This window comes from Micromonospora sp. SD12 (assembly GCF_052068495.1).
Classification (GTDB): domain Bacteria; phylum Actinomycetota; class Actinomycetes; order Mycobacteriales; family Micromonosporaceae; genus Micromonospora; species Micromonospora echinofusca.
The window spans coordinates 117946-142208 of sequence record NZ_JBQHDF010000014.1; the positions used below are offsets into that span (position 1 = coordinate 117946).

The 24263-nt window shown below is 73.5% G+C and carries 16 protein-coding genes; 5 read left to right on the forward strand and 11 right to left on the reverse strand.

The genetic code is table 11. The features are described 5' to 3' along the window. Positions 1-47 precede the first annotated feature (47 nt). The 10 genes from ACTMS2_RS22840 to ACTMS2_RS22885 form a co-directional block, all read right to left on the reverse strand. Positions 48-2516, reverse strand: a complete 2469-nt coding sequence (locus ACTMS2_RS22840) for an ATP-binding protein (protein ID WP_441177221.1) — start codon at positions 2514-2516, stop codon at positions 48-50. 126 nt (positions 2517-2642) lie between these two features. After that, complete coding sequence (locus ACTMS2_RS22845) at positions 2643-5063, reverse strand: carbohydrate-binding module family 20 domain-containing protein (RefSeq protein WP_441177222.1); 2421 nt, start codon at positions 5061-5063, stop codon at positions 2643-2645. 262 nt (positions 5064-5325) lie between these two features. Next, positions 5326-6255, reverse strand: a complete 930-nt coding sequence (locus tag ACTMS2_RS22850) for an ROK family protein (RefSeq protein ID WP_441177223.1) — start codon at positions 6253-6255, stop codon at positions 5326-5328. Positions 6256-6295: 40 nt separating this feature from the next. Next, positions 6296-7753: an argininosuccinate lyase gene (locus ACTMS2_RS22855; RefSeq protein WP_441177224.1), complete on the reverse strand. Its 1458-nt coding sequence runs from the start codon at positions 7751-7753 to the stop codon at positions 6296-6298. A 63-nt stretch (positions 7754-7816) separates the two neighbouring features. Then, positions 7817-8770 (reverse strand): amidohydrolase family protein, encoded by a 954-nt coding sequence (locus tag ACTMS2_RS22860; RefSeq protein ID WP_441177225.1) that lies wholly within the window; start codon positions 8768-8770, stop codon positions 7817-7819. Next, complete coding sequence (locus ACTMS2_RS22865; protein WP_441177226.1) at positions 8767-9699, reverse strand: creatininase family protein; 933 nt, start codon at positions 9697-9699, stop codon at positions 8767-8769. The genes ACTMS2_RS22860 and ACTMS2_RS22865 overlap by 4 nt, the downstream gene beginning before the upstream one ends. Then, positions 9687-11480 (reverse strand): ABC transporter permease, encoded by a 1794-nt coding sequence (locus ACTMS2_RS22870; RefSeq protein WP_441177227.1) that lies wholly within the window; start codon positions 11478-11480, stop codon positions 9687-9689. Before ACTMS2_RS22870 ends, ACTMS2_RS22865 begins: the two co-directional genes overlap by 13 nt. Beyond that, positions 11477-12550, reverse strand: a complete 1074-nt coding sequence (locus ACTMS2_RS22875; RefSeq protein ID WP_441177228.1) for an ABC transporter ATP-binding protein — start codon at positions 12548-12550, stop codon at positions 11477-11479. The genes ACTMS2_RS22870 and ACTMS2_RS22875 overlap by 4 nt, the downstream gene beginning before the upstream one ends. Positions 12551-12642: 92 nt before the next feature. After that, on the reverse strand, positions 12643-13692 hold the full coding sequence (locus ACTMS2_RS22880) for an extracellular solute-binding protein (protein WP_441177229.1): 1050 nt from the start codon (positions 13690-13692) through the stop codon (positions 12643-12645). Between the two features lie 52 nt (positions 13693-13744). Then, positions 13745-14908 carry an ROK family protein gene (locus ACTMS2_RS22885; RefSeq protein ID WP_441177230.1) on the reverse strand — a complete coding sequence of 388 codons (1164 nt, stop codon included), beginning with the start codon at positions 14906-14908 and terminating at the stop codon, positions 13745-13747. A gap of 417 nt (positions 14909-15325) precedes the next feature. On the opposite strand from ACTMS2_RS22885, the gene ACTMS2_RS22890 reads away from it, so the two are divergent. Continuing rightward, a complete protein-coding gene (locus ACTMS2_RS22890; protein ID WP_441177231.1) occupies positions 15326-18022 on the forward strand; it encodes a sugar-binding protein in 2697 nt (898 codons plus the stop codon). Positions 18023-18122: 100 nt separating this feature from the next. Here ACTMS2_RS22890 and ACTMS2_RS22895 read toward each other — a convergent pair whose 3' ends face one another. After that, entirely contained in the window at positions 18123-18884 is a 762-nt protein-coding gene (locus ACTMS2_RS22895; RefSeq protein ID WP_441177232.1) for a sulfite exporter TauE/SafE family protein, read from the reverse strand. Between the two features lie 194 nt (positions 18885-19078). On the opposite strand from ACTMS2_RS22895, the gene ACTMS2_RS22900 reads away from it, so the two are divergent. From ACTMS2_RS22900 to ACTMS2_RS22915, 4 genes are all read left to right on the forward strand, one after another. Then, on the forward strand, positions 19079-19456 hold the full coding sequence (locus ACTMS2_RS22900) for an SCP2 sterol-binding domain-containing protein (RefSeq protein ID WP_441177233.1): 378 nt from the start codon (positions 19079-19081) through the stop codon (positions 19454-19456). Then, positions 19449-21533 carry an amylo-alpha-1,6-glucosidase gene (locus ACTMS2_RS22905; RefSeq protein WP_441177234.1) on the forward strand — a complete coding sequence of 695 codons (2085 nt, stop codon included), beginning with the start codon at positions 19449-19451 and terminating at the stop codon, positions 21531-21533. Before ACTMS2_RS22900 ends, ACTMS2_RS22905 begins: the two co-directional genes overlap by 8 nt. Positions 21534-21544: 11 nt before the next feature. Continuing rightward, positions 21545-22147 (forward strand): cysteine hydrolase family protein, encoded by a 603-nt coding sequence (locus tag ACTMS2_RS22910; protein WP_441177235.1) that lies wholly within the window; start codon positions 21545-21547, stop codon positions 22145-22147. A 182-nt stretch (positions 22148-22329) separates the two neighbouring features. Further along, a partial coding sequence (locus tag ACTMS2_RS22915; RefSeq protein ID WP_441177236.1) for an amino acid adenylation domain-containing protein occupies positions 22330-24263 on the forward strand: 1934 nt, incomplete at its 3' end.

The following is a 24263-nucleotide window of genomic DNA, read 5'->3' on the forward strand; positions in this document are numbered from 1 at the left end:
CATCGCCCCGGGAGCGCGCCGTGGCGGCTCTGGTGTCGACGCCGCCGTCAGGAGGACCGCGCGGGCGCGGAGCGCAGCCTGTCCCGGATCCGCTCGGCGTCGGTGTGGCCGAGTTGCTCCAGGATCTCCAGCGCACCGCGCCAGGCGCGGCAGGCGGGCTCCGGTGCTCCGGCGGCGCGGTGGCTGTCGCCGAGATGGGTGAGCGTCGTCGCCTCGTAGTAGCGCTCCGCCGCCTCCCGCCACAGCGCGAGCGCGTTGCCGTAGCAGCGGATCGCCTCCGCCTGCCGCTCCAGCCGGTAGTACACGTAGCCGAGGCTGTCCCAGGTGTGCGCCTGCCAGTACCGGTTGCCGACCTGCTGTTGCAGGACCAGCGCCTGCGTGCAGTGGCCGAGCGCCTGCTCGTAGTCGCCGAGCTGGCTGTGGTACCAGCCGATGTTGTTCAGCGCGTTGGCCTTCCCGTTGGTGTTTCCCGCCGCCGTGAACAGGCCGAGGGCCTGCTGCGCGTGGTGCAGCGCCCGCTCGTAGCGGCCCTGACGTTCGGCCACGATGCCGAGGTTGAGGTGGGCCCGGGCGCTGCCGATCGCGTCGCCGAGGTCGGTGTAGAGCCCGAGGGACCGGTGCAGGTGGGCCTGGGCCTGGTCGTGGTCCTCCAGCCGCAGGCAGGCCACGGCCCGGTTGCGGTGGGCCCGGGCCTCGCCGTCCCGGTCGGCCGCCCGTGAGGCGGCGAGCAGCGCCCGCTCCTGGACCGCCAGCTGTTCCTGCCAGGCCCCGAGACGATCGAGGTACGTGTTGACGGTCCAGGCGAGCTGCCAGGCGTGCGTGTCGAACCGGGCGTCCATGGCGAGGCCGACGACGGCCAGGAGCACCCGGTGCTCGCTGGTCAGCCAGCGCCACGCCGCCGTCCGGTCGGTGAGCGCGGTGACCGCCGTGCCCGTGCGCGCCGGGGCGGGGCTGATCGGGTCCCGCTGGTCGTAGAGGAGCACGTCCGCGGCGTACGCGGTGTGCAGGTAGTAGTCGAGCAGCCGCCCGACCGCCTCCCGGCGGGCCTCCTCGGGCTCGTGCCCGGCGACCAGCTCAGCCGCGTAGGCGCGCAGGAGGTCGTGCAGGACGTACCGTCCCGGGAGCGGCTCGGAGACCAGGTTCGCGCGGACGAGCGCCGCCATGCTCCGCCCCGCCCGCGCCACCGCCACGCCGGCGAGACTCGCCAGCGCCGGCACGCAGACCTCCGGCCCGGGGTGCAGCCCGAGCAGCCGGAACGCCCGGGCCGAGGTGGCGTCCAGGTTGCGGTACGACCATGAGAAGACCGTGCGGATGTCGGCGGCCGCGTCACCGTGGCTGAACCGGTCGAGACCGCCCGGGCCGATCAGCTCGTCGGCGAGCCGGCCGAGGCCGAGGTTCGGCTGGGCGGCGGCCCGTCCCGCCACGATGGCGAGCGCGAGCGGCAGTCCCGCAGCCGTCCGGACGATCCGGTCCACCGCGTCCGGCTCGTCTCCCACCCGGTCCGCGCCGAGCCGCCGCGACAGCAGCTCGTACGCCTCGCTGCGCGACAGCGGGTCGAGCAGGAGCGGACGGGCCCCCTCGATGGTGAGCAGCCCCGGCAGGTGCCCCCGGCTGGTCACCACCACCAGGCACCCCGGCGAACCGGGCAGCAGCGGGCGGACCTGGTCGGCGTCGCCGGCGTTGTCGAGCAGCACGAGCACGCGCCGGCCCGTGAGCAGGCTACGGAACAGCCCGGCGCGGGCGGCCGGTCCCGCCGGGACGCGCTGCGCCGGCACGCCGAGGGCTTCGACGAACTCGCGCAGCACCTCCGCCGGGTCCGCCGGCCCGGTCGCGTCGAAGCCGCGGAGGTTGACGTAGAACTGCCCGTCGGGAAAACGGTCGGCGACCTGGTGCCCCCAGCCGACCGCCAGGGTCGTCTTGCCGACGCCGGCCGTGCCGCTGATCAGGCAGATCGTCGTCACGCCCGGTACGCCGCCCTGGTGCGGCAGCAGGGCAGCCAGTGCGGCGAGCGCCGCCGTGCGACCCACGAAATGGGGTACGGCCGCCGGCAGTTGCCGAGGTGTCACCTGTCCGAGGACCTCGGCCGGCCGGCCTGCCGGTGCGGGCGGCTCGGGTTGGCCGGCCGGTGCGGCGCCCCCGCCGCCGCGGCGGCTGAGCTGGGCGTGGGCGGCGGAGCGCAGCCGATCCTCCGTACGGGCGGCGTCGGCGATCCTGAGCAGCCGCCAGTGCGCCGCGTCCCAGTGGCCCAGCTCCGCCAGCTCGGCCGGCAGCCGGACACCGACCCGGTCGGCGTGCGCCCGGCAGGCGGTGACGAAGGCGACGACGAACGACCACTCGGGCAGTGACTTGGCGTTGAGCTTGTCGCTCAACGTCGAGCGCGCCAGTGGCTGCCGCAGCGATGCCGAGATGGCGACCAGCGTGTTCAGCGAGGGGGCGCCGCAGAGCTGCCGCAGGCGCCGGAGTTCACCGACGAACCAGGCCAACGCCTCCTGCGCCTCCCGGCCCGGTTCGCTCATCCGTCTGCACCCCTCCGCGCCGGACGAGCGTACCAACGCATGGAAGGTTCCCGATGTCCTGCGCGCACCGCCACGTCGGCCGGACGGCAGGGTGGCCGGCCCCGGGCGGGCCGGCCACCCGGTGGCTCAGCGCCAGGTGTCGGTGCGGGTGCTGGTGCCGCCCGCCGGGGTGGTGAAGCTCCGGTTGCCGCCGGACTCCCAGGTGACGGAGCCGTCGGGGTTCTTCTTCAGGTACTTGTACTCGACGGCGGTGTTCGGCGGCAGGCTGACGGTGGCCCGCCAGACGGGGTAGTCGGCCGGGGAGAGCGCGACGGCGTTCGCGGGGTTCCAGCCGCCGAGGGCGGGCAGGTTGCCGACGACGTACACGTTCTGGCCGAAGGTGGTGGTGGCGGTCGCGTGGAAGGCCGTGGCGACCGGTCCGGCGGTGTCGCCGCGGAAGGTCTCGGTGACGGTGAGGCCGCCGCCCGACGGGGTGGTCAGGCTCCGGTTCGCGCCGGACTCCCAGGTGACGACCCCGGCCGCGGTCTTCTTGATGAACTTGTACTCCACCGTGGTGGACCGGGGCAGGTCGACCACGCCCCGGAAGACCCCACCGGCGGCGGGCAGCCGCACGGCGTTCGCCGGCGCCCAGGTGCCCAGCGCCGGGACGCTGCCGACGACGTAGACCTCCTGGCCGGCGGCCACCGAGGCCGTGACGGTGAACGTCGTGGCGACGGCGTCCCCCACGGGTCCCGGCACGTAGGTGTCGGTCCGGGTCGTCGTCCCGCCGGCGGGGGTGGTGAAGGTGCGGCTGGTGGCCTCCTGCTCGACCACCGTGGTTCCGCTCTTGACCAGGTACCGGTAGGAGACGGCGGTGGTCGCCGGCAGGTCGACCGTCGCCGTCCAGGTGCCGGTGGCGGTGCGGGTGAGCGGCACGGAGGTGCCCGCGTCGCCGTTGCCGAGCGCGGGGGCGTCACCCACCAGATGCAGCGTGCGGTCGGCGGGCAGCGAGGCGGTGGCGGTGAAGGTGGTGGCGACCTTGGCGGCGGGGCCACCGCGGGCGTTGGCGTGGATGGCGACCGCGCCGTTGGCGGGGATGGTGACGGTGGCCCGGCCGCCGGTCACGGTGACCGTGGCGCCGGTGCAGCCGGCGGCGGTGGCGGCGCCGGAGATGACGTCGCAGTACGCGCCGTCGGCGAGGCCGGTGACGAACTGGGCGGTGCTGGCGGCGGCGGAGTCGTTGATGCCGATCCACCCGCGGTCGCCCCGGTGGAAGCCGACGACGTTGCTGTTGACGACGGTGAAGTCCGAGATGGTCTTGACGTTGCGGGCGGTGTTGGCCCAGCCGACCATGCCCTTGATCCCGGTGGACCGGGTCAGGCAGGTCCAGGTGCCGCCGCAGACGGTGTCGGTCACGTGGCCGCTGCCGGTGGCCGGCGGCGACTGGTTGCGGTTCGACCAGGTGAAGCTGTCGTAGACCGAGGGCTTGCCGTGCGGGTAGGCCAGCGCGAAGTAGTTGGCCAGGGTGTAGTCGCTGCCGTTCTTGTAGGACAGCACCACCCCGTCGCGTTCCAGGTCGTGGTTGGTGACCATGGCGAAGACGTTCGCGCTGGGCGCGTCGAGGTTCCAGTTCGGAATGTTCGCGAGGTTCGCGATCGAGCCCTGGAAGCTGGAGCGCAGACCCTTGGCGTACGCGAAGTCGAGCACGTCGCCGTTGCCGATGAACGCCCGGGCCCTGAGCGCGTCGTTCGAGGCGCCGTCGAAGATCTCCTGGGCGACGTACGGGCGCTTGTTCTCCGCGACCGTGTTGTTGAGCTTGCCGAGGATGGCCGCGAAGTCGGCCTTCTTGACGTGCTTGACGGCGTCGACGCGGAACCCGTCCACGCCCAGCCCGATCAGGTCGTTGAGGTAGGCGGCGATCTTGTTGCGGACCTGTTCCTTCTCGGTGTAGAGGTCCGACAGGGAGAGCAGTTCGCAGCTGGTCACCTGGGACTCGTTGTTCCAGTCGGTGATGCCGCCGGAGGTCGGGCAGTTGTCGCCGGGATGGTGGAAGTCGCCGTAGCCGTACGGGACCGTCGGGTAGTCGTAGCCGGTGAAGGTCGTGCCGGCGTAGCCGACGGTGCCGGCGGGGTTGTTGACGCCGGCCATGTGGTTGACGACCGCGTCGACGTAGACGCGTACGCCAGCGGCGTGGCACGCGGTGACCATGGCGGCGAACTGCTGCCGGTTGCCGAACCGGCTCTCCAGCTTGTAGGACACCGGCTGGTACACCTCGTACCAGGGGTGGACCCCGTCGGCGGTGTTGGGCAGGCTCACCGACTCCTGGGGCGGCGCGACCTGGACCGCGCCGTAGCCCGCGGGGCCGAGGTGGTCGGTGCAGGCCGCCGCGACGGAGTTCCAGTTCCATTCCCACAGGTTCGCCGTCACCTCGCTGTCGTTGAGGGCGACGGCGGCGCTCGCGGGCGCGGCGGTGCTCGCCACGAGCGGGGTGACGCCGGACGCGACGACGGCGGCGGCGAGGAGCAGGCGGGGGATGCGCACGCGCAGGGGCGGTTTCGATCGTGCCATGACAGAGAGACCTTCTTCCGGGGATGAAGAGGCACTGACAAGAGGGGACGGCCGTCCGCGTAGCAAAGACAATGCTCGATCGCCGGCAAGACCTGCAATACCTTGCAGCAAACTTCTCGAAATTTCATGGCAACATTGCTGACACCCGCCAGCGGCGTTGGTCATAGAAGTCAAAAGCCGTGAAGCCGGCGATCCATGGTGGATCGCCGACTTCACGGCTTGCAAGTGCTTGCAGCGCCGGGAGGGTCCCCGGCCGGCACCCTCAGCGGGGCGTCGGCACCGCCTCGCGGGCGAGGATGACCGCGCCGAGCAACGCGGCGTCGTCGGCGAAGCGCGACAGCACCACCTCCGGCGGGTACGGCAGGACCGCCGCCATCCGCTCCCCCAGCAGGCTTCGGATCAGCGTGTTGCCGGCCACCCCGCCGACCAGCACCACCCGCTGCGGGTCCAGCAGCAGGCAGCAGGTGACCAGGTGCCGGGCCAGCTCCTCCGCCCGGGCCGTCAGCGCGTCCCGGGCCGCGCCGGGGCGCTCGGCGGCGGCGGCCAGGCCCCGCGCGCCGCCGGCCACGCCGAGCGACTCGGCGAGCCGGTCCAGCGCCCGCCCGGAGAAGCCCAGTTCCAGCATCGTGCCCGGCCACGGGCCGCCGGCCACCGCGTACCCGATCTCGCCGGCCGCCCCGTGGTGACCGGCCAGCACCGACCCGCGCACCGTGACCGCCGCCGCCACCCCGGTGCCCAGGCCCACCACCAGGCCGGGATCGGCGTCGCGGAGCGCGCCGAGCCGCAGCTCGGCCAGCGCGGCGGCGTTGAGGTCGTTGTCGACCGCCACCACCGGCACCGCCAGCCGGTCGTGCACCGCGTCGGCGAGGCGCAGCCCGTCCCACCCGGGCACGTTCGGGGCCAGGTCGATGCCGTCGGAACGGACCACACCGGGCGAGGCGATCCCGGCCGCCGTGACCGGGGCGCCGACCTCCCCCACCAGCTTCGCGGCCAGCTCCAGGGCGCGGTCCAGGGCCTGCGGGGCACCCCGCTCGGCGTACGTCGGGACCCGCTCGCGAACCAGCAGCCGGCCCTGCGCGTCGGCCACCCCGACCGCCATCTTGGTGCCGCCGAAGTCGATGCCGAGCAGCACGCCCGCGTCGCCGGCCGGCGGCGCGGGCTGGGCGGCCCGGCCGGCCAGTCGCACGCTCACCGGGCCGCCCCCGCCGTTCCGGCCGCCGCGTCGCGGGCCCTCATCGGGCCGCCCCCTGCGCGGCGACGGCGTCCAGCGCCTCGTCGGCGGCGGCCAGCCGGGCGCGCACGCCGGCAAGCCGGGCGGCGACGGTGTCGAAGGTGCCGCGCAGCACCGCCACCTGGGCGCGCACCGCGTCCGCGCCGGGGCCGTCGACCTGGGCGCGGTCGAGCACCAGCTCGGGACGTACGGCGGCGGCGATCAGGTCGGCGACCGCCGCGTCGGTCAGCCCGTCGGCGATCCCGTCGGCCGCCGCCCGGACGCCCTGCGCGGTCCAGGTGCCCGGTGCCCCGTCCCGGACCAGCCGGCCGACCACCGAGTGGGCGGCCCGGAACGGCACCCCGTGCCGGGTCAGCGCGTCGGCCGCGGCCGTGGTGGTGGCGCCGGAGGCGACGATCTCCTCGGCCGACGGCGGCTCCAGCGGCTCGATCTCGGCGAGGAAGCCGCCGAGCAGGGCGAAGAACCGGTCGGTGCGGTCGTTGCTCTCCCACAGCCGCACCTGCACGTCGGTGGTGGCGTTGTTGGAGTCCTCCCACCAGGCAGCGCCCACGTTGTTGAGCACGCTGGCGGCGTCGGCGGCGGTCGCGCCGGCCATCGAGACGAGGTGCTCCAGCACCACCGGGTTGCGCTTCTGCGGCATGATGCTGCTGCCCTGGGTGAAGTCGCCGGGCGTGCTCACCCAGCGCCAGCTCAGCCAGTCCATCAGGGTGCGGGCCAGCCGGGCGCCGGTCGCGAGGGCCTGAGCGTTCAGGGTGCCGACCCGCACGAGGTGGTCGGCGCCGGCCACCGCCTCGTACGAGTTGGTGACCAGGCCGTCGAAGCCGAGCAGCTCCGCCACCCGGGCGGGGGCGATGTCCAGGTCCGTGCCCGCGAAGGCGCAGGAACCCAGCGGCGAGGTGTTGAGCTGGTCGATCAGCTCGGCGTAGGCGACGGCCTCACCGGCGAGGGCCTCGGCGTAGCCGGCGAGGGCGTGCCCGATGGTCGTGGGCTGCGCCGGCCGGCGGTGGGTGTAGCCGGTGATGACCACGTCGGCGTAGCGGTGCGCGGAGTCCAGGGCCGTCGCGCCGGCGGCGAGCACCCGGTCGAGGACCCCGAGGAGCTGGTCGCGCAGCAGCATCCGGAACACCCCGGCGTCGAGGTCGTTGCGGCTGCGGGCCATCTGCACGTCGAGCTCCGAGGTGGGGATGCCGCACGCCTGCGCCAGCCGCTTCTCCATCAGGTAGTAGGTGTCCTCGAAGGTGCCGTCGAACTCGGGCGCACCGGCGGTGTCGGCGCGCAGTTCGGCCAGCCCGCGCAGCAGCCGGGCGCCCCGCTCGGCGGGCACCAGCCCCTGCTCGACCAGCATCACCACGTGGGCCTGGCTGGCCCGCACCATCGCCGGGAAGAGGTACCCGACGTGGTGGTCGTAGGTCGGCCGCAGGTGGTGCCGCTGGTAGGTGGTCAGCGCGGGTGTGCTCATGACGGTCTCTACTTCCTTCCGTGCCGGGCGCGGCGGCACGCGCCGCGTCCGGGCGTCAGCCGGTCAGTCGTCCAGGCCGAGCAGGCGCTCGGCGTTCCCGGCGAAGATCGCGCGTAGGTGGTCGTCGGGCAGCCCCAGCTCGCGGCAGATCCGCAGCTGGTCGTCGAGGTAGCGGGTGACGTAACCGCGCGGGAACCACGACGAGTCGCTGCCGAACACGATCCGGTGCGGGCCGATGGTCTCGTAGCAGCGCCGGAACAGCTCCTCCAGCGTCAGCTTGTACGGCATCCAGCGCACCCACTGGTTCGACCCCGAGGTGTCGACGTGGATGTTCGGGCAGCCCCAGGCGGCGAAGAGCAGGTCCTGCACGTGCTGGACGCCGAAGTGCGGCACCACCACAGCCAGCTCCGGGAAGCGGCGGGCCATCCGGGCCAGCTCGTCCGGGCCGCCGTAGCGGCCGTGGGACAGGCCGCCGGCGCTGCCGTAGTGACCGATGTGGATCAACACCGGCACGCCGAGGCGCTGGGCGGTGCCCCAGAGCGGGTCGAGGGCCTCGTCGTCGAGCGGGCCACGCAGCAGCGGGGCGAACAGCTTCAGCCCGCGCAGGCCGCGCTCGACGACCGCGCGCTCCAGCTCGGCGGCGGCGTCCGCGCCGTACGGATCGTGGTGGGCGAAGCCGAGCAGCAGGTCGGGGTGGCGCTCGACCACGTCGGCGACGGTGTCGTTGCCGCCGCCGGTGACGAAGACCGCCCGGCGCACGTTCACCGCGCGCAGCTCCTCGGCCCAGCGGTCCGCCTCGTCCTGCCAGCGCTCGGCGGGCGGCTCCGGGTCGGGGAAGCCCCACGCCTGCCGCCACTGTCGCGCGTACGGGGCGGAGCCTGCGGCGCGTACGGCCCGCTCGTGCTCGCCGCCGGGGTGCATGTCGGCGGCGTGCTCGCAGGCCCGGATCGTCTCGTCGGCGCCGATGCGGAAGTGCAGGTGGAAGTCGACGACGTGCAGTCCGCGCTCGACGGTCACGGCGCCTCCTCGGGCTCGGGTCCACCGGCGGTCACGTCGGTGGGCAGCGGGGCGTCGGTGGGCGGGGCGGGCGGCGGGGCGGCCACCCAGGCGGCGACGACCTCGCGCAGGCGGACGGCGGCCAGGTGCCGGACGCGGCGGCCGACCTCCTCGCCGGCCAGCGAGATGTGCCCGGACCAGCCCTGCCACGGATCGGGCCGGGACTCCACCAGCACGTACGGGTGGGTCACCGGCAGCTTCGGCTTCGGCGGCAGGTCGGCGACCGCGTCGAGGCGCACCGCGTCGGGGTCGAAGCCGAGCACCCCGGAGGTCTCGTACGCCCCGCCGTGCCCGCGCGCGGGCAGCGGCCCGTACAGCTCGGTTGTCTCGGCCGGCGTGACCAGCTGGAACCAGTTGACCAGCAGCAGGCTCGCCGTGCGCCGCCCGGAGACCCACTCCATGGCGGCCCGGACCGTCGACATGTTCGCGTCGTGTCCGTTGACGATCAGCAGCCGGGGGAACCCGGCGGCCACGATCCCCTCGATGACGTCGGCGAGGTAGCCGACCGCGATCTCGGGTCGGATCGCCACGGTGCCGGGCCACGGCCGGGTCTGGCCGGGGCAGGCGGCGTACGGCACGGCGGGAAAGAGGACCCCGCGCGGGCCCGCCGCCGTCGCGCGCCCGCCGGCCGGGGTGGTCGCGGTGCCGTCCGGGGTGCCGCCGCCGGACGGCACCGCGCCGTCGCCGGGGATCGCGCTCTCGGCGGCGAAGCCCTCGGCGAGGATCAGGTCGGTGCCGAGCGGCAGGTGCGGGCCGTGCCACTCCACCGCGCCGACGGGCAGCACCGCGAAGTCCGCCGCCTCGGCGACCGCCGCCAGTTCCCCGCCGGGGATCCGGGCGGCGGGGACCAGCCCGCCGCCCGTCGGCCAGGCCGCGTTCACGCCGTCCACCGGGCCGCCTCCCGACTGGAGCGCCGGCCGCCTTCCAGCCGGCCGGAGACCACCATCACCACGAAGATCAGGACAACCTGGAGCATGCCGTACGCGGCGGCGGTGCCGACCTCGAACGAGTACATCCGGTTGTTGATCTCCACGGAGATCGGCGCCGTCTCGGAGGTGTAGATGAGCACGGAGGCGACGAACTCGCCGACGCCGTGCACGAAGGCGAGCAGCGCGCCGGCCACCACGCCGGGCAGCATCAGCCGCAGCGTGACGGTGCCGAACGCCCGCCACCAGGACGCGCCCAGGTTGCGGGCGGCCTCCTCCAGCGACGGGTCGATCTGCGCCAGGGTGGCCGAGCTGGAGCGGAAGACCAGCGGCAGGAACCGCACGAAGTACGCCAGCGGCATGATCCAGAAGGTGCCGATCAGCACCTGCCCGAAGCTGAACGCGTTGCCCGTGCTGAACGCCGAGATCAGGTTGATCGCCACCACCGTGCCGGGCAGCGCCCAGGCCAGCATGACCGCCACGTCCAGCAGGCCCCGGCCGCGGAAGTCCAGCCGGCGCACCGCGTACGCGATGAGCACGCCGACGACGACGCAGGCGACGGTGGCGATGAGGCTCATCTGCAACGAGTTGAGGATCGGCTGGAACGCCGCCGGATCGGAGAAGATCGTGACGAAGTTCTGAGTGGTGTACGCCGCCGGGATGACCTCGGTGGTCCAGGAGCCGTCCTCGGAGAACGCGACCAGGGCGATGGTCGCCACCGGAGCGAGCAGGACCGCGGTGGCCAGGATCGAGGCGGCCAGGGCGAGCCACTTGCCCAGCGGGTTGGTGATCTCACGGCGGTGCGCGGCGACGCCCTTGGACTGGGAGCGGTAGCTGCGCCGCCCCTCGTACCAGCGCATGCCGAGCAGGAACAGCACCGAGACCACGCCGAGCACCGAGGCGTACGTGGAGGCCATCGGCAGGTCGCCGTTGGTGCGGTTGATGTAGATCTGCATGGTCATCGTCTGGTCCACGCCGAACAGCAGCGGGGCGGTGTACGACGCCAGCGAGGTCATGAACACCAGCAGCGAGGCGGAGACCAGCGCCGGGGTGAGCATCGGCAGCAGCACCGTGCGCCACACCCGCACCCGACCGGCGCCGAGGTTGTACGCCGCCTCCTCCACCGACGGGTCCATGCCCGACAGGGCGGCCGAGGCGGAGAGGTAGAAGTACGGGTACATCGTGAACGTGTGCACGACCAGCACCCCGGCGATGCCGCTGAACGGCAGCACCGGGTTCTCGGCGCCGAAGAGCTGCTGGAGGCCGCGCGGCAGGATGCCGGTCTCGCTGTAGAGCAGCTGGAACGAGATCGCCCCGATCAGCGGCGGCAGCGCCGCCGGCACCAGGATGATCGCCTCGATCAGCTTGCGGCCGGGGAACGAGAAGCGCTTGAGCAGGAAGGCCATCGCCACGCCGACGATGCCGCAGAGCAGCACGCTGGCCGCGGAGATGATCAGCGAGGTGACCAGGGAGGACCGGGCGACCCCGCCGCCGGTGACGAAGCTGCCGTAGTTCTCCACCCCGTCCACGCCGACGCTCTCGGCGAAGGTGGCGAACATCGGCTGCACCACGTACCCGAAGAGGATAAGGGCGAGCGGGAAGACCAGGACGTACGGGAACCAGCGCGAGCCGGTGCCGCCGGCGAAGCGGTCGGCGAGCCGGCGGCGTGGGCCGCGCGGCGGCGTCGGCTCGCCGGTGATCGGGGCGACGGTGGCCGGGCTGGGCGTGGCGGGAATGGTGCTCACGGGCGCACCACCCACATCCGCTCCCGGTTGAGCCGCAGCCCGACCTGGTCGCCGGCGGCGATCCCGGCGGGCACGTCGATCGCGGCGACCTGCACGGGCTCGCCGGCCACGTCGACCACGAGGTTGGTCGCCATACCGGTGAACTCCACCTCGGTGACCCGGCCGGGCAGCGCGCCCGCCTCGGTGGCCGAGGTCAGCCCGATGTGCTCGGGCCGGACGGACACCAGCGCGGTCTCGCCCTGGCGCAGGCCGTGGTCGGTGGGAGCGGGCGCGACGATCTCGCCGCCGGCGGGCAGCCCCACGGTGACGCTCTGCGCGTCGGCGGCGACCACCGGCAGGGTGAGCACGTTGCTGCGGCCGATGAAGCGGGCCACGAAGCTGGTCGCCGGGCGGTGGTAGATCTCCTGCGGGGCGCCGATCTGCTGCACCCGGCCGGACTGCATGACCGCGATCCGGTCCGACATGGCCATCGCCTCGGCCTGGTCGTGGGTGACGTAGATGGAGGTGGTGCCGGCCTCGCGCTGGATGCGACGGATCTCGACCCGGGTCTCCTCGCGCAGCTTGGCGTCGAGGTTCGACAGCGGCTCGTCGAGCAGCAGGGTGCGCGGCCGGATCACCAGGGCCCGGGCCAGGGCGACGCGCTGCTGCTGGCCGCCGGAGAGCTCGTCGATGCGCCGGTCGCCGTAGCCGGCGAGGTGCACCTGGCCGAGCGCCTCCTCGACCCGCCGCCGCGCCTCGACCCGCCCGACCTTGCGGATCTTCAGGCCGTACGCGACGTTCTGCGCGACGCTCATGTGCGGAAAGAGCGCGTAGTTCTGGAACACCATGCCGGTGTCGCGCTTGTTCGGCGGCCGGCGCGTGACGTCCTCGGTGCCGAACCGGATCCGCCCGGAGGTGGGGAAGTAGAACCCCGCCACCATCCGCAGGGTGGTGGTCTTGCCGCAGCCGCTCGGACCGAGCAGCGTGAAGAACTCCCCGGCGGCGATGGTGATGTCGACGTCGTCCACGGCCGCGGTGTCGCCGCCGCGCGCGAAGCGCTTGCTCACCGACTCCAGCGTGACATCGATCATGAGGTCCTCTCCTTCGTGCGGTACCGGACCTGGTCGGTCGTCAGGTGGGGGCGCGGGGGCGGGACGGGCCCGCCCCCGAAACGCCCGGGCGGTCAGCCCTTGTTCTTGATCTGGCTGTTCCAGTGGTTGATCCACTCGGTCTCGTTCTTGCCGATCACGTCCCAGTTGACGTCCAGCGGCTTGAGGTCGAGCTGGGCCAGCCACTCCGGCTTCTCGGCGATGTCCACGGCCGGGATCTGGTAGTAGTCCTTGGCCAGGTCGCCGCGCAGCTTGTCGTCGAAGAGGAACTCCATGAACTTCTGGGCGCCGGTGGTGTTGCCGCCCTTGACCGCGGCGATGCCGTCGACCAGCACCGGGGCGCCGGAGGCGGGCATCACGTAGCCGAACGGCATGTTCGACTGGTTGGCCTGGAGCAGGACGTCCTGGAGGTTCCAGGCGCTGAGCACGCCCTGCTGGCGGGAGAGCTTCAGGTAGAGGTCGGTCGGGTTGGCCGCGTACGCGCCGGTGTTGGCGTCGAGCTTCTTGAGCCAGTCGTAGCCGGGCTGCGGGTTGCTGCCGTCCGGGGACTGTCGCATGATCATCGACGCGTAGATCGACCGCATCGTGCCGGACGCGGCCACGTCGCGGATGATGATCTTGTCCTTCCACTCCGGCTTCAGCAGGTCGTCCCAGTCCTTCGGGGCCTGCTCCGGGGTGAGCGCCTTGTTGTTGTACATGATGACCTCGGGCAGCAGGATCTCCCCGAACCAGCGGCCCTCGGCGTCCTTGTACTTCGGGTCCATCTTCTCGGCGAACGCCGGCTGCCAGGACGTCAGCAGGTCCTCGCCGGCGCCGGCGGAGAGCCCCTGCTGGGTGCCGCCCCACCAGACGTCGGCCTGCGGGTTGGCCTTCTCGGCGCGGACCCGCTCCAGGATCTCCTGCGCGCCCAGGTTGAGGATCTCGACCTTGCCCTTGTACTCCGGGTACTTGGCGGTGAACTGGTCGACGACGTAGGTGGAGACCTTCTTGTCGCGGGCCGTGTAGATGGTCAGCTTCTCGGCGCTCGCGCCGCCGGCCGCGTCGTCACCACCGCCGCCACCGCAGGCGGTGCCGGCGGCGAGCACGGTGGCGAGCGCACCGGCGAGGAGAAGTCGACGTCTCATGGGGTGTACCTCCGAGGGGTGTGGGGGGAACTGCGGTGTGCGTGGTGTGTGGTCAAGGGGCCGGCAGCAGGGTCGGCATCCCGGCGGCGGCCGCGGAGAGGGCGTAGCTGACCGCCCCGTGCAGCACCGCCCGGTCGCCGAGCACCGCCCGGCGTACCTCGGTGGCGCTGGGCGCGGCGGCCGTGACCAGCGCCTGGAGCCGGTCCACGGCGGCGTCGTCGAGGTGGGCGGCGGCGCCGCTGAGCAGCACCCGCCCGGGATCGACGACGCAGACGCAGGAGACGATCAGCCGCGACCAGGCCGCGAGCACGTCGTCGAGGTAGGCGGCGGCCCGCTCGTCGGTGGCGGCCAGCGCCACCAGGTCGGCCACGGGCGAGTCCGGCCGCCGCCCGGGGGCCAGCGCCACCATCCGCTCGGCGATGGCGTTCTCCGACCAGCGGGCCTCGAACGGGCCGATCCCGTCGTGGCCGCGGTCGGTCGGGTCCAGCGGCAGGAAGCCGACCTCGCCGGCGGCCCCGCCGGCGCCCCGGCGGACCTGCCCGTCGAGCACCAGACCGGCGCCGATGCCGTCGGCCACGTGCAGCAGCAGCAGGTCGGCGACGTCGCTGCCGGCGCCGACGGCGTGCTCGCCGGCCGCCATCAGGTTCACGTCGTTGTCCACCACCACCGGCACCCCGAGGTGCCGCTGCACCGACTCCCCCACCGGCCGCCCTTCGACGAGGCCGACCGAGGGGGCCAGGCGCACCGCACCGCCGGTGGAGACGCCGGGCGCGGCGATGGCCACCCCGCGCAGCGCCGGCAGGCCGTCGCCGGCGAGTTCGGGCACCGAGCGGCAGATGGTGTCGACGATGTCGCCGGCGAGCCGGACGGCGCGGTGGGCGATCACCGTGCCGTCGCTGTCGGCGATCTCGCAGCTGATCCGGGACGGTTCCAGGGAGACGGCGGCGACCAGTTCGGCCCGGGGGTTGAACTCCAGCATCGCCCGGGGCCGCCCCGTGCGGGACGTCCCGGGGCCGCGCTCGATGAGGTAGCCCTCGGCGATCAGCTCCCGCACGAGCGGGGTGAGCGTGGCGGGGCTCAGCCCGGTGAGCTCCGTCAGCTCGGCGCGCGAGAGCAGCCGCACCTGGCGGGCGGTGGAGATCACGGACAACCGCTTGATCTCCTTCGACCGCTCCCGGCTCACCGGGCTCGTTGGTGGCGTCACCACGTCTGTCACACTTCCTTCCTACGGCGAACGAACTATCGAGTCAAGTAACGAAACCGTCTCGTTACCTTGCGGCCTCCTCCGTGAGCAGCAGAAACGCCCTTACTTCGCGCCCTCTCGGGGTCGACGGTCGGGCGACCTCACCGCCGGCATTCTCTCGCCTGGCGGGGAGTTAGTTTCTTTCGCAAATTAAGAAAGACCTTGCAAAGCATTGACGGGCCGCCGCGCCGGTCCCTAGCGTCACCGGGCGAAGGCCTTCCAGTGTGTACGGACCCCCGTGCCGCTGCGTACCTGAGGTGACGCCGGCGCTCCTCGGGCCCGGCGCCCCTGCCCGCCCTCTCACCGTCCGACCGCGACCCCCACGTCGACGCCCGTGCGTCCGATGTCGCCGGCCGCTGCGCGGACCTCGCTCCACGCGAAAGGATCTGCATGCGTCTCAAGGCGTTCCTGCTACCCACGGCGCTCGCCCTGGCCCTGTCCGGGACACCGGCCGTGGCCCTCGCCGCCCCCTCCGACGCCCGGCCGACCGACGCCGTCGACCTGGACGTCCTCTTCGTCAGCGCGCACCCCGACGACGAGGCCGGCAGCCTCGCCACCCTCGGCCAGTGGAAGGAGAAGCACGGCGCCAAGGCCGGCGTCGTCACCATCACCCGGGGCGAGGGCGGCGGCAACGCCGTCGGCCTCGAGGAGGGCCCGCCGCTGGGCATCATCCGCGAGCGCGAGGAGCGCACCGCGATCGGCCGCGCCGGGGTGGAGAACCTCTACAACCTCGACCGCGTCGACTTCTGGTACACCGCCTCCGCGCCCCTGTCCGAGCAGATCTGGGGGCACGACGACACGCTGGGCCAGATCGTCCGGGTGATCCGGCAGACCCGGCCCGAGATCGTCATGACGATGAACCCGTCGCCGACGCCCGGCAACCACGGCAACCACCAGCAGGCCGCCCGGTTCGCCGCCGAGGCGTTCCACGCCGCCGCCGACCCGAAGGCCTTCCCCGAGCAGATCACCAGGGAGGGGCTCACGCCCTTCCGGGCGGCGAAGTTCCTGCGTACCGGCGGCACCGGCAGCTCGTCGACCGGGCCGCAGTGCGCCGCCGGCTTCGTGCCGGCCGTCCCGACCGACCAGGTCTTCGGCGTCTGGGAGGGTGCGCGCAGCGCCGGCGGCAAGACCTGGGCCGAGGTCGAGGTCGACGCCCGCCGGGACTACGTCACCCAGGGCTGGGCCAACACCGCCTCCGCCCCCACCGACCCCGCGAAGATCCGCTGCGACTTCTACACCCTGGTCGACAGCCGCGTCCCGTACGACCCGGCGGACACCTCCCCCGAGGCGATCCTGCGCGGCTCGGTGCTGCCCCCGGCCGCTGGCGGGCTGCCCCGGGGCACCGAGCTCTACCTGACCGCCGACCGGTTCGACCTCGCCCCCGGGCAGAGCGTCGAGGTCACGGCCCACGTGCGGGCGCCGGGCAACCGGGCGCTCACCTCGCCCCGGGTCTCCCTGCGGCTGCCGCAGGGCTGGACGGCCACCGGCTCCGGCGCGGTGCGCGGCGCCGTACCGGCCGGCAAGGAGCGGACCGTCACCTTCACCGTGACCGTCCCCGCGGGCGCCGACACCAACGCCCAGCACCTCGTCGGCGCGTCCCTGACCACCGGGCAGGGCACCGGCCGCACGGACCGCGCGGTCCGGGTGGTCGCCGACGTACGCGGCACCCTGGAGCCGCTGCCCGAGGTGGGGCTGTTCCGCAGCTGGGCCGGTGACAGCGGCTACCCGCAGCTGGACACCCTGATCAAGCCGGTGCTGACCATCGGCTCCGGCAAGAGCCGGACCGTCCGGGTCGACCTGCGCAACCACGGCGAGACCGCCCAGAGCGGCACGGTCGCCCTCGGCCTGCCGGCCGGCTTCACCGCCGACGCGGCGACGAAGAGCTACGCCGCCCTCGCGCCGGGCGCGACCGGGGCGGTCACCTTCACCGTCACCAACAGCGACGCCAGCCTGCCGACCGCCAACGAGGGCGGCGACGGCGGCGACTACGGGATCACCATCACCACCACCAGCGGCGCGGGCAGCACCGTGGAGACCGGCGCCCTGGAGATCGTGCCGACCAGCGAGGTGCCGCACGCCGGGCACGACCACGCCGTCGACGGGGTGGCCTCCCCCGGCGAGTACCCCGGTGAGGAACTGGACCTGTCCCGCATCTGGGAGGGGCAGGCCACCACGCCACAGGACGCCTCGGCCACCGGCCGCATCGCCTATACCGAGGACGCGCTCGTCGTGTTCGTACAGGTCACCGACGACGTGCTCGGCAAGAAGGTGGTGCCGCAGGACTGCAAGCGGCAGCGGCGCACCGACAGCGTGGAGATCATCGTCGACCCGAAGGGGAACTCGACGGACACCTCCACCGTGTTCAAGGCGGGCATCTTCCCGGTCACCGACGACCCCGCCAACGGCGACCCGCCGTGCTGGCAGCGCGACGCCGACAACCGGCAGGGACCGGGCGCCACGACCGCCCCGGGGATGACCGTGGTCAGCAAGGTCACCGCGCCGTACACCGGCTACACGATCGAGGCGCGCATCCCGTTCGCGGTGCTGCCCGACGCGATCGATCCGGCGCGGATGGGCTTCAACGTGCTGGTGTACGACTCGGACACCCAGGACCTCAGCTCCCAGTCCCGGCTGGGCTGGTCCACCTTCACCGGCGTACGGGCCGACCCGTACCGCTACGGCCTGGTCACCCTGCCCGGCCTCACCCCGGCCCAGCGGCAGCCCAGCGCCCCGGTCTTCCCGGACACCGCCGCCCGCAGCGTGCACAGCCCGCAGACCATCGCGCAGTCGGCGGTGGACGGCGTCGCTCCGGCCGCCGTCACCCGGCTGCCCGAGCGGGCGCTGCGGCTGACCGACCAGCGGCAGGTGGCCGGTGGCGTGCAGGTGACCGTCCGGGCCGACCGCGCCGGCACGGTGTACCTGCACACCTGGGACGGCGACCGGTCGCTCGGTGAGCGCTCGGTGCAGGTGCGCTCCGGCCGCCCGGTGACCGTCGTGGTGCCGACGACCGGTGGCACGCCCACCTCCGTCCTGGCCGCCTTCGAGGCCGGCGGTGCCGCGCTCGCCCGCCAGGTCCCGCTGAGCTGACCGGCGCGGCACGGGCCCCTGTCATCCGAGCGGGTGGCAGGGGCCCGTCCCGTCGTCGGGGCCGGATCTCGCCAGCGTCGGTCGAGCGCGGCAGCGCGGTCTACAGGACGTTGCGCCCCAGCAGGAACAGCCCGAAGAGCACCCCGAACGCGACGACCACCGCCCTGAGCGGGCCGCCGGGGAGTCTGCGGAGCAGTCGGGCACCGACGTAGCCGCCGACGACCGTGGCCGGGGCGAGGATCGCCACCCCCGCCCAGTTGACGTTGCCGAACAGAACGTAGAGCACCACCGCCGTGAACGAGATGACGGCCGACAGCAGGTTCTTCAGGGCGATCGTCCTGGTGAGCGGTTCGTGCTGGAGGAGCGCCAGCCCGGCGACCAGGACGATGCCGAAGCCGGCGCCGATGTAGCCGCCGTAGACGCCGCCCAGGGCGACGGACACCTGCAGGGCCGCCGGGTGTTCCCGCCCATGCCGCAGGACGGAGCGCCGGACCAGCCCGTCCAGCCGGTCCTGGAGCCCGAGGACGGCCGACGCGGCGAGCACCAGGAACGGCACGATCGCGTCGAAGACGCGGTTGGGTGTCACCAGCAGCAGCACCGAGCCCGCGACGCCGCCGAGGACCGCCGCGGGCAGGACGCGCCGGACGTCTCCGCGGGGCGGCAGGTCCCGGTACCCTCCGGCGACGCTCGCCACGTTGCCGGGAAAGACGGCGACGGTGCTGGTCAGCTTGGCGGTGAGCGGCGGTATGCCGGCGGCGATCAGCGCCGAGAAGGCGATCAGGGAACCGCCGCCCGCGACCGCGTTGAAGGCACCCGTGGCGACACCGGCGGCGACGAGCAGCGTCGCCTGGATGGGATCCATCGGGTCCCAGGCTAGTGGCGATGCCGGGCGGCGGGGCGGGTGTCGGCCGGGCCGACCCACGCGCCACGGCGGGCGGTGCGGGGCCGGCCGGCAGCGAGCGCGGCCCGGTGGGTCCGCTTCGGCGAAGTTCACCCTCTGTGGGTGAGGCGGTAGCGGCGTTTCCGGGGAATCGTGGCCGGTGAGGAGGGGTCGCGATGGCGGATGTCACCCGGGATTTCTTCCACGGCCTTGCGCGCCGTGGGCACGACCGCCGGCTGAGGGCGATCGACGAGGGCAGCGTGCGCTTCGACATCAGCCGCGACGGCCGGACCGACCACTGGCTGGTCTCCATCGAGAAGGGCGACATCAGGGTCTCCGAGGAGGCCACGGCCACCGGCGGGGACGCGGTCGTCGAGGCGGACCGCGAGGTCTTCGACCGGATCGCCAGCGGGGAGGCCTACTTCCTGACCACCGTGCTGCGCGGCGAGGCGGCCGTGGCGGGCAGCCCTCGGCTCTTCGCGACCGTCCGGAAGCTGTTCCCGCCGCCGCCCGCCTCGGCCGACCCACGACGCCGGGGAGGTGGCCATGGATGACGAGCAGGTCGGCATCCTGGACGGCACGACCTTCATGGTCTGCGACCGCGCCGGCGACATCGTCCCGTCACCGGACACCCCCCTCGGGCTGTTCGCCCACGACACGCGCCTGCTGTCGAAGTGGGTGCTGACCATCGACGGGGAGCGGTTGAGCACCCTGGCGATCGACGACATCCACTACTTCGAGAACCGGTTCTACCTGGTCCCGGGCCGCCAGGACGTCTACGTCAACAGCACACTGTCGGTGCGTCGGATACACACGCTCGACTCCGGCCTGCACGAGGAGCTGTGCGTCATCAACCACGAGGACCGGCCGGTCGACGTGACCCTCCGGGTCGAGGTGGACGCCGACTTCGCCGACGTCTTCGAGGTCAAGGACGCGACGGCGCGGAAGAAGGGCCGGCACTACCGGCGCGTCGACGACGGCTGCCTCGTGCTCGGCTACCAGCGCGACCGCTTCCGGCGGGAGACGATCGTCTCCGCGGCGACGCCGGCGGAACTGGACGACGACGGGCTGACGCTCAGGGTCCACCTCGAACCGCACAGCCAGTGGCGGACGCGGCTGACCGCCAAGCCGGACCTGCCGATGCCGCGAGGACTGGAACGACTCACGATCCCCGCGCGGGCGACGCGCAGCCAGGACAAGGAGCGCCGGCTCAAGGACTGGCTGGCCGAGGCGCCCCGGCTGGAATCCGGCTGGGAGCCGCTGCGCGGCGCGTACCGGCGCAGCCTCATCGACCTGGCCGCGCTGCGGTTCAGCCCCTTCCTCGCCGAGGACCGCAGCGTGCCGGCGGCCGGCCTGCCCTGGTTCATGAGCCTGTTCGGCCGGGACAGCATCCTCACCAGCCTCCAGACGCTGCCGTTCGCGCCCGACCTCGCCGCCACCACGCTTCAGGTGCTCGCGTTCCGGCAGGGCAGCCGGGTCGACGACTTCCGGGAGGAGGAGCCCGGCCGGATCCTGCACGAGATGCGGTACGGGGAGATGAGCGTGTTCGAGGAGACGCCGCACACCCCGTACTTCGGCAGCGCCGACGCCACTCCCCTGTTCCTGGTGCTGCTCGACGAGTACGAGCGCTGGAGCGGCGACGTCGAGCTCGTCCGCTCAGTCGAACAGCAGGCGCGGGCGGCGGTCGACTGGATCGACCACTACGCCGACCTGACGGGCAGCGGCTACATCTCCTACCAGCGGCGCAACACCCGCAACGGCCTGGAGAACCAGTGCTGGAAGGACTCCTGGGACGGCATCTCGTACCGCGACGGGCGACTGCCCGGCTTCCCCAGGGCGACCTGCGAGTTGCAGGGGTACGCGTACGACGCGAAGATGCGCACCGCCCGGCTCGCCCGGGCCGTCTGGCACGACCCGGCGTACGCGGACCGGCTGGAGCGGGAGGCCGCCGACCTCAAGCGGCGGTTCAACCACGACTTCTGGGTCGCCGACGGCGAGTACATGGCCCTCGCGCTCGACGGCGACGGCCGCCAGGTCGACGCCCTGTCGTCCAACATCGGCCACCTGCTGTGGAGCGGCATCGTCGACGAGCCGAAGGCCGCCGCCCTGGTGCGCCACCTGATGTCGCCCGCGCTGTTCAGCGGCTGGGGGGTGCGTACGCTGGCCGAGGGCTCGGGCCGCTACAACCCGATCGGCTACCACGTCGGGACGATCTGGCCGTTCGACAACTCGTTCATCGCCTGGGGGCTGCGCCGCTACGGGTACGCCGACGAGGCGGCCCGGATCGCCGCCGGGATCCTCGACGCGGCGGTCTTCTACGACGGCCGCCTGCCCGAGGCCTTCGCCGGCTACCGCCGCGACGAGACCAAGTACCCGGTCAACTACCCGACCGCGTGCAGCCCGCAGGCGTGGTCCGCCGGTGCCACCCTGCTGCTGCTGCGCACGATGCTCGGACTCAACCCGGTCGGCGAAGACCTTGTGATCAGGCCCGCTCTGCCCGCTAGTCTCGACTTCGTGGCGCTGCTCGACATTCCCGGGCGGTGGGGGCGCCTCGACGCGTACGGCAGAGGGCCGGCCGGCGCGGGCGGACGGGGCTACCAGCCGACGCCGCAGCAGCTCTCCGCCCCGTGACGGGAGGGACGATGCGAGAACTCGACCCGATGCGGACGGCCGTCGTCGGCGTCCACTGGCAGCACGAGGTCGTCAGCCCCGACGGCGTGTTCGGCCCGTTCTTCGCCGAGCAGGTCACCCGGCACCGCGTCGCCTCGTACGCGGCACAGGTCGCCACGGCCGTACGGGCCAGCGGCGGGCTCGTCACCTACACGCGGGTCGCCCACCGGCCCGGCTACCCGGACCTGATCCCCAACACGCCCAGCTTCGCGATGGTCCGGGAGCGGCAGGCGTTCCTCGAAGGCGCGCCGAAGGCCCGGATCGTCGACGAACTCATGCCGGAGGCCGGCGACGTCGTCATCACCCACGTCCGCCTCACCGGCTTCTTCGGCACCGAACTCGACACGGTGCTGCGCCGCCGGGGCGTGGACACCCTCCTGTTCACCGGCGTCGCCACCAACCTCTCCGTCACCGGCACCGTGTTCGAGGCCGTCAACCACGGCTACCGGCCGGTGGTCGTCGCCGACGCCTGCACCGCCGCGACCGACGAGACGCACCGGGCGAGCCTGGAGACGCTGGGTCAGCTCGGCGAGGTGGTCACCGCCGCCGAGGTCGTCGACCGCCTGTCTAGGTGAGCCGCCCCGCCGTCGAGGCGGCTGCCGGCGGCCAGGCCCGCCGCGGGGCGGGTCCGGCCGGGTCCCGCCCGAACCAGCTCCCGCGAGAGGCCTGACCGGCCCCAACAATGGCCCGGAGAGCCCCTAGCCCGGCCCGATTCCATTGACGACGCGCGTGCCGCGCTGGCAGCATCCCGCGCATCATGATCAAGGAAAGCGGTTGGTCAGCGAACCCCGTCCCCGCCCGGTCGCCCGCCGAGGTCACGCCACGCCACGCGGACCTCGTCCATGAGGTGATCGCCCGGCATCCCGACGACGCGCCGGCGCTGGGCACGGACGACGCCCTGGTCACCTACGGGGAGCTGCGCGCCCGCAGCAACCGGCTGGCCCACCACCTGCGGGCCACGGGGGTACGCCGCGGCGACCTGGTCGCCGTCCTGCTGCCGCGCGGGGTCGACGGGATCGTCAGCGTACTGGCGGCGCTCACCGCCGGCGCCGCGTACCTGCCCATCGACGCCGGCTATCCCCCGCAGCGGGTCCGGCACATGCTCACCGACTCCCGGGCGCGGGTGCTCGTCACCGTACGGTCGCTGGTCCGGGCCGACCTGGTGGTCCCCGGAACCCCGGTCGTCCTGCTCGACGACGACCGGGCCACGCTCGCCGCGTACCCCGACGGCCCGCCCGCCGTTCCGGTCGGCCCGGGCGACCTCGCCTACGTGATCTACACCTCCGGCTCCACCGGCCTGCCGAAGGGGGTCATGGTGGAGCACGGCTCGCTGCGCGGGCTGGCCGGCTGGCGGGCCGACGCGGAGCGGCTCGGTCCCGACGACCGCTGCCTGCACCTCTTCTCGCCCGGCTTCGACGCCTCGGTGTGGGACATCTGGGCGCCACTGGTGGCCGGCGCCAGCCTCTGGCTGCCCGACGAGGAGACCCGGGTCGATCCCGACCGGCTGGTGGACTGGCTCACCGCGCACGCGATCACCTCGGCGACCCTGCCCACCCCGCTCGCCGAGGAGGTGCTGACCCGGCCGGCGCCGCCCGAATGGGCGCTGCGCATCCTCGGCGCGGGGGGCCAGCAGCTGCTGGCGCGTCCCCGGCCCGAGCACACGTTCACCACGGTCAACCTGTACGGGCCGACCGAGGCCACCGTGCTGGCGATGGCCGGGGAGGTGGCGGTCGAGGGCGACGGCCCGCCGTCGCTCGGGCTGCCGGCCGCGGGCGCCGTCATCCGGCTGCTCGCCGACGACCTGCGCCCGGTGCCGGCCGGCAGCCTCGGTGAGGTGTTCATCGGCGGGCCGGGCGTGGCGCGCGGGTACCACGACCGTCCCGCCCTGACCGCCGAACGCTTCCCGCCCGACCCGTACGGGCCGCCCGGCAGTCGCCTCTACCGCACCGGTGACCTGGCGCGTCAGCTCCCGGACGGCACCTACCACTTCGCCGGCCGGGTCGACGACCAGGTGAAGCTGCACGGTCACCGCATCGAGCTGGGCGAGATCGAGAGCGTGCTGCTGCGCCATCCGGACGTGCGGGCCGCCGCCGTCGGCCTGCACCAGGGCACGGCGGGCCCCCGGCTCGTCGGGTACGTCGTGCCCGAGGCCGGCCCGGACGACGCGGCGCTGGCCGAGCACGCGGCCCGGTACCTGCCGGCCACGATGGTTCCCGCCGCGTGGGTCCGGCTCGCCGCCCTGCCGCTCACGCCGCACGGCAAGCTGGACCGGGCCGCGCTGCCCGCACCGGCGGAGCGGGTCGGCGAGGCGCCGCGCGACGAGCTGGAGCGGCGGGTGGCGCAGGTGTGGACCGACGTGCTCGGCCAGTCGCCGAACCGGGACGACAACTTCTTCGCCCTGGGCGGGCACTCGCTGCGGGCCACGATGGTCGCCGTCCGGCTACGCGAGCGGTTCGGCCTGCCGGTCTCGGCGGCGATCGTGTTCGAGGCGCAGACCGTGGCCGCGATGGCCGAGCGCCTGCGGGCCGAGCTGGCCTCGGCGCCGGCCCCGGAGGAGGACGTCCTCACCGCAGCGGGGCCGGATCCGGTCCCGCGCGACGGCGGGCCTCCGGCACCGGGTCGGGTGTTGTCGTTCGCGCAGCAACGCCTGTGGTTCCTGCACACCCTCGACCCGAAATCCACCGCCTACAA

Excerpts from the sequence above, each read along its gene's own strand:
- ACTMS2_RS22880 (WP_441177229.1), bottom strand. The coding sequence starts at position 13,692 with ATGAGACGTCGACTTCTCCTCGCCGGTGCGCTCGCCACCGTGCTCGCC.
- ACTMS2_RS22840 (WP_441177221.1), bottom strand. The coding sequence starts at position 2,516 with ATGAGCGAACCGGGCCGGGAGGCGCAGGAGGCGTTGGCCTGGTTCGTC.
- ACTMS2_RS22875 (WP_441177228.1), bottom strand. The coding sequence starts at position 12,550 with ATGATCGATGTCACGCTGGAGTCGGTGAGCAAGCGCTTCGCGCGCGGC.
- ACTMS2_RS22855 (WP_441177224.1), bottom strand. The coding sequence starts at position 7,753 with ATGAGCACACCCGCGCTGACCACCTACCAGCGGCACCACCTGCGGCCG.
- ACTMS2_RS22890 (WP_441177231.1), top strand. The coding sequence starts at position 15,326 with ATGCGTCTCAAGGCGTTCCTGCTACCCACGGCGCTCGCCCTGGCCCTG.
- ACTMS2_RS22845 (WP_441177222.1), bottom strand. The coding sequence starts at position 5,063 with ATGGCACGATCGAAACCGCCCCTGCGCGTGCGCATCCCCCGCCTGCTC.
- ACTMS2_RS22905 (WP_441177234.1), top strand. The coding sequence starts at position 19,449 with ATGGATGACGAGCAGGTCGGCATCCTGGACGGCACGACCTTCATGGTC.
- ACTMS2_RS22910 (WP_441177235.1), top strand. The coding sequence starts at position 21,545 with ATGCGAGAACTCGACCCGATGCGGACGGCCGTCGTCGGCGTCCACTGG.
- ACTMS2_RS22900 (WP_441177233.1), top strand. The coding sequence starts at position 19,079 with ATGGCGGATGTCACCCGGGATTTCTTCCACGGCCTTGCGCGCCGTGGG.
- ACTMS2_RS22895 (WP_441177232.1), bottom strand. The coding sequence starts at position 18,884 with ATGGATCCCATCCAGGCGACGCTGCTCGTCGCCGCCGGTGTCGCCACG.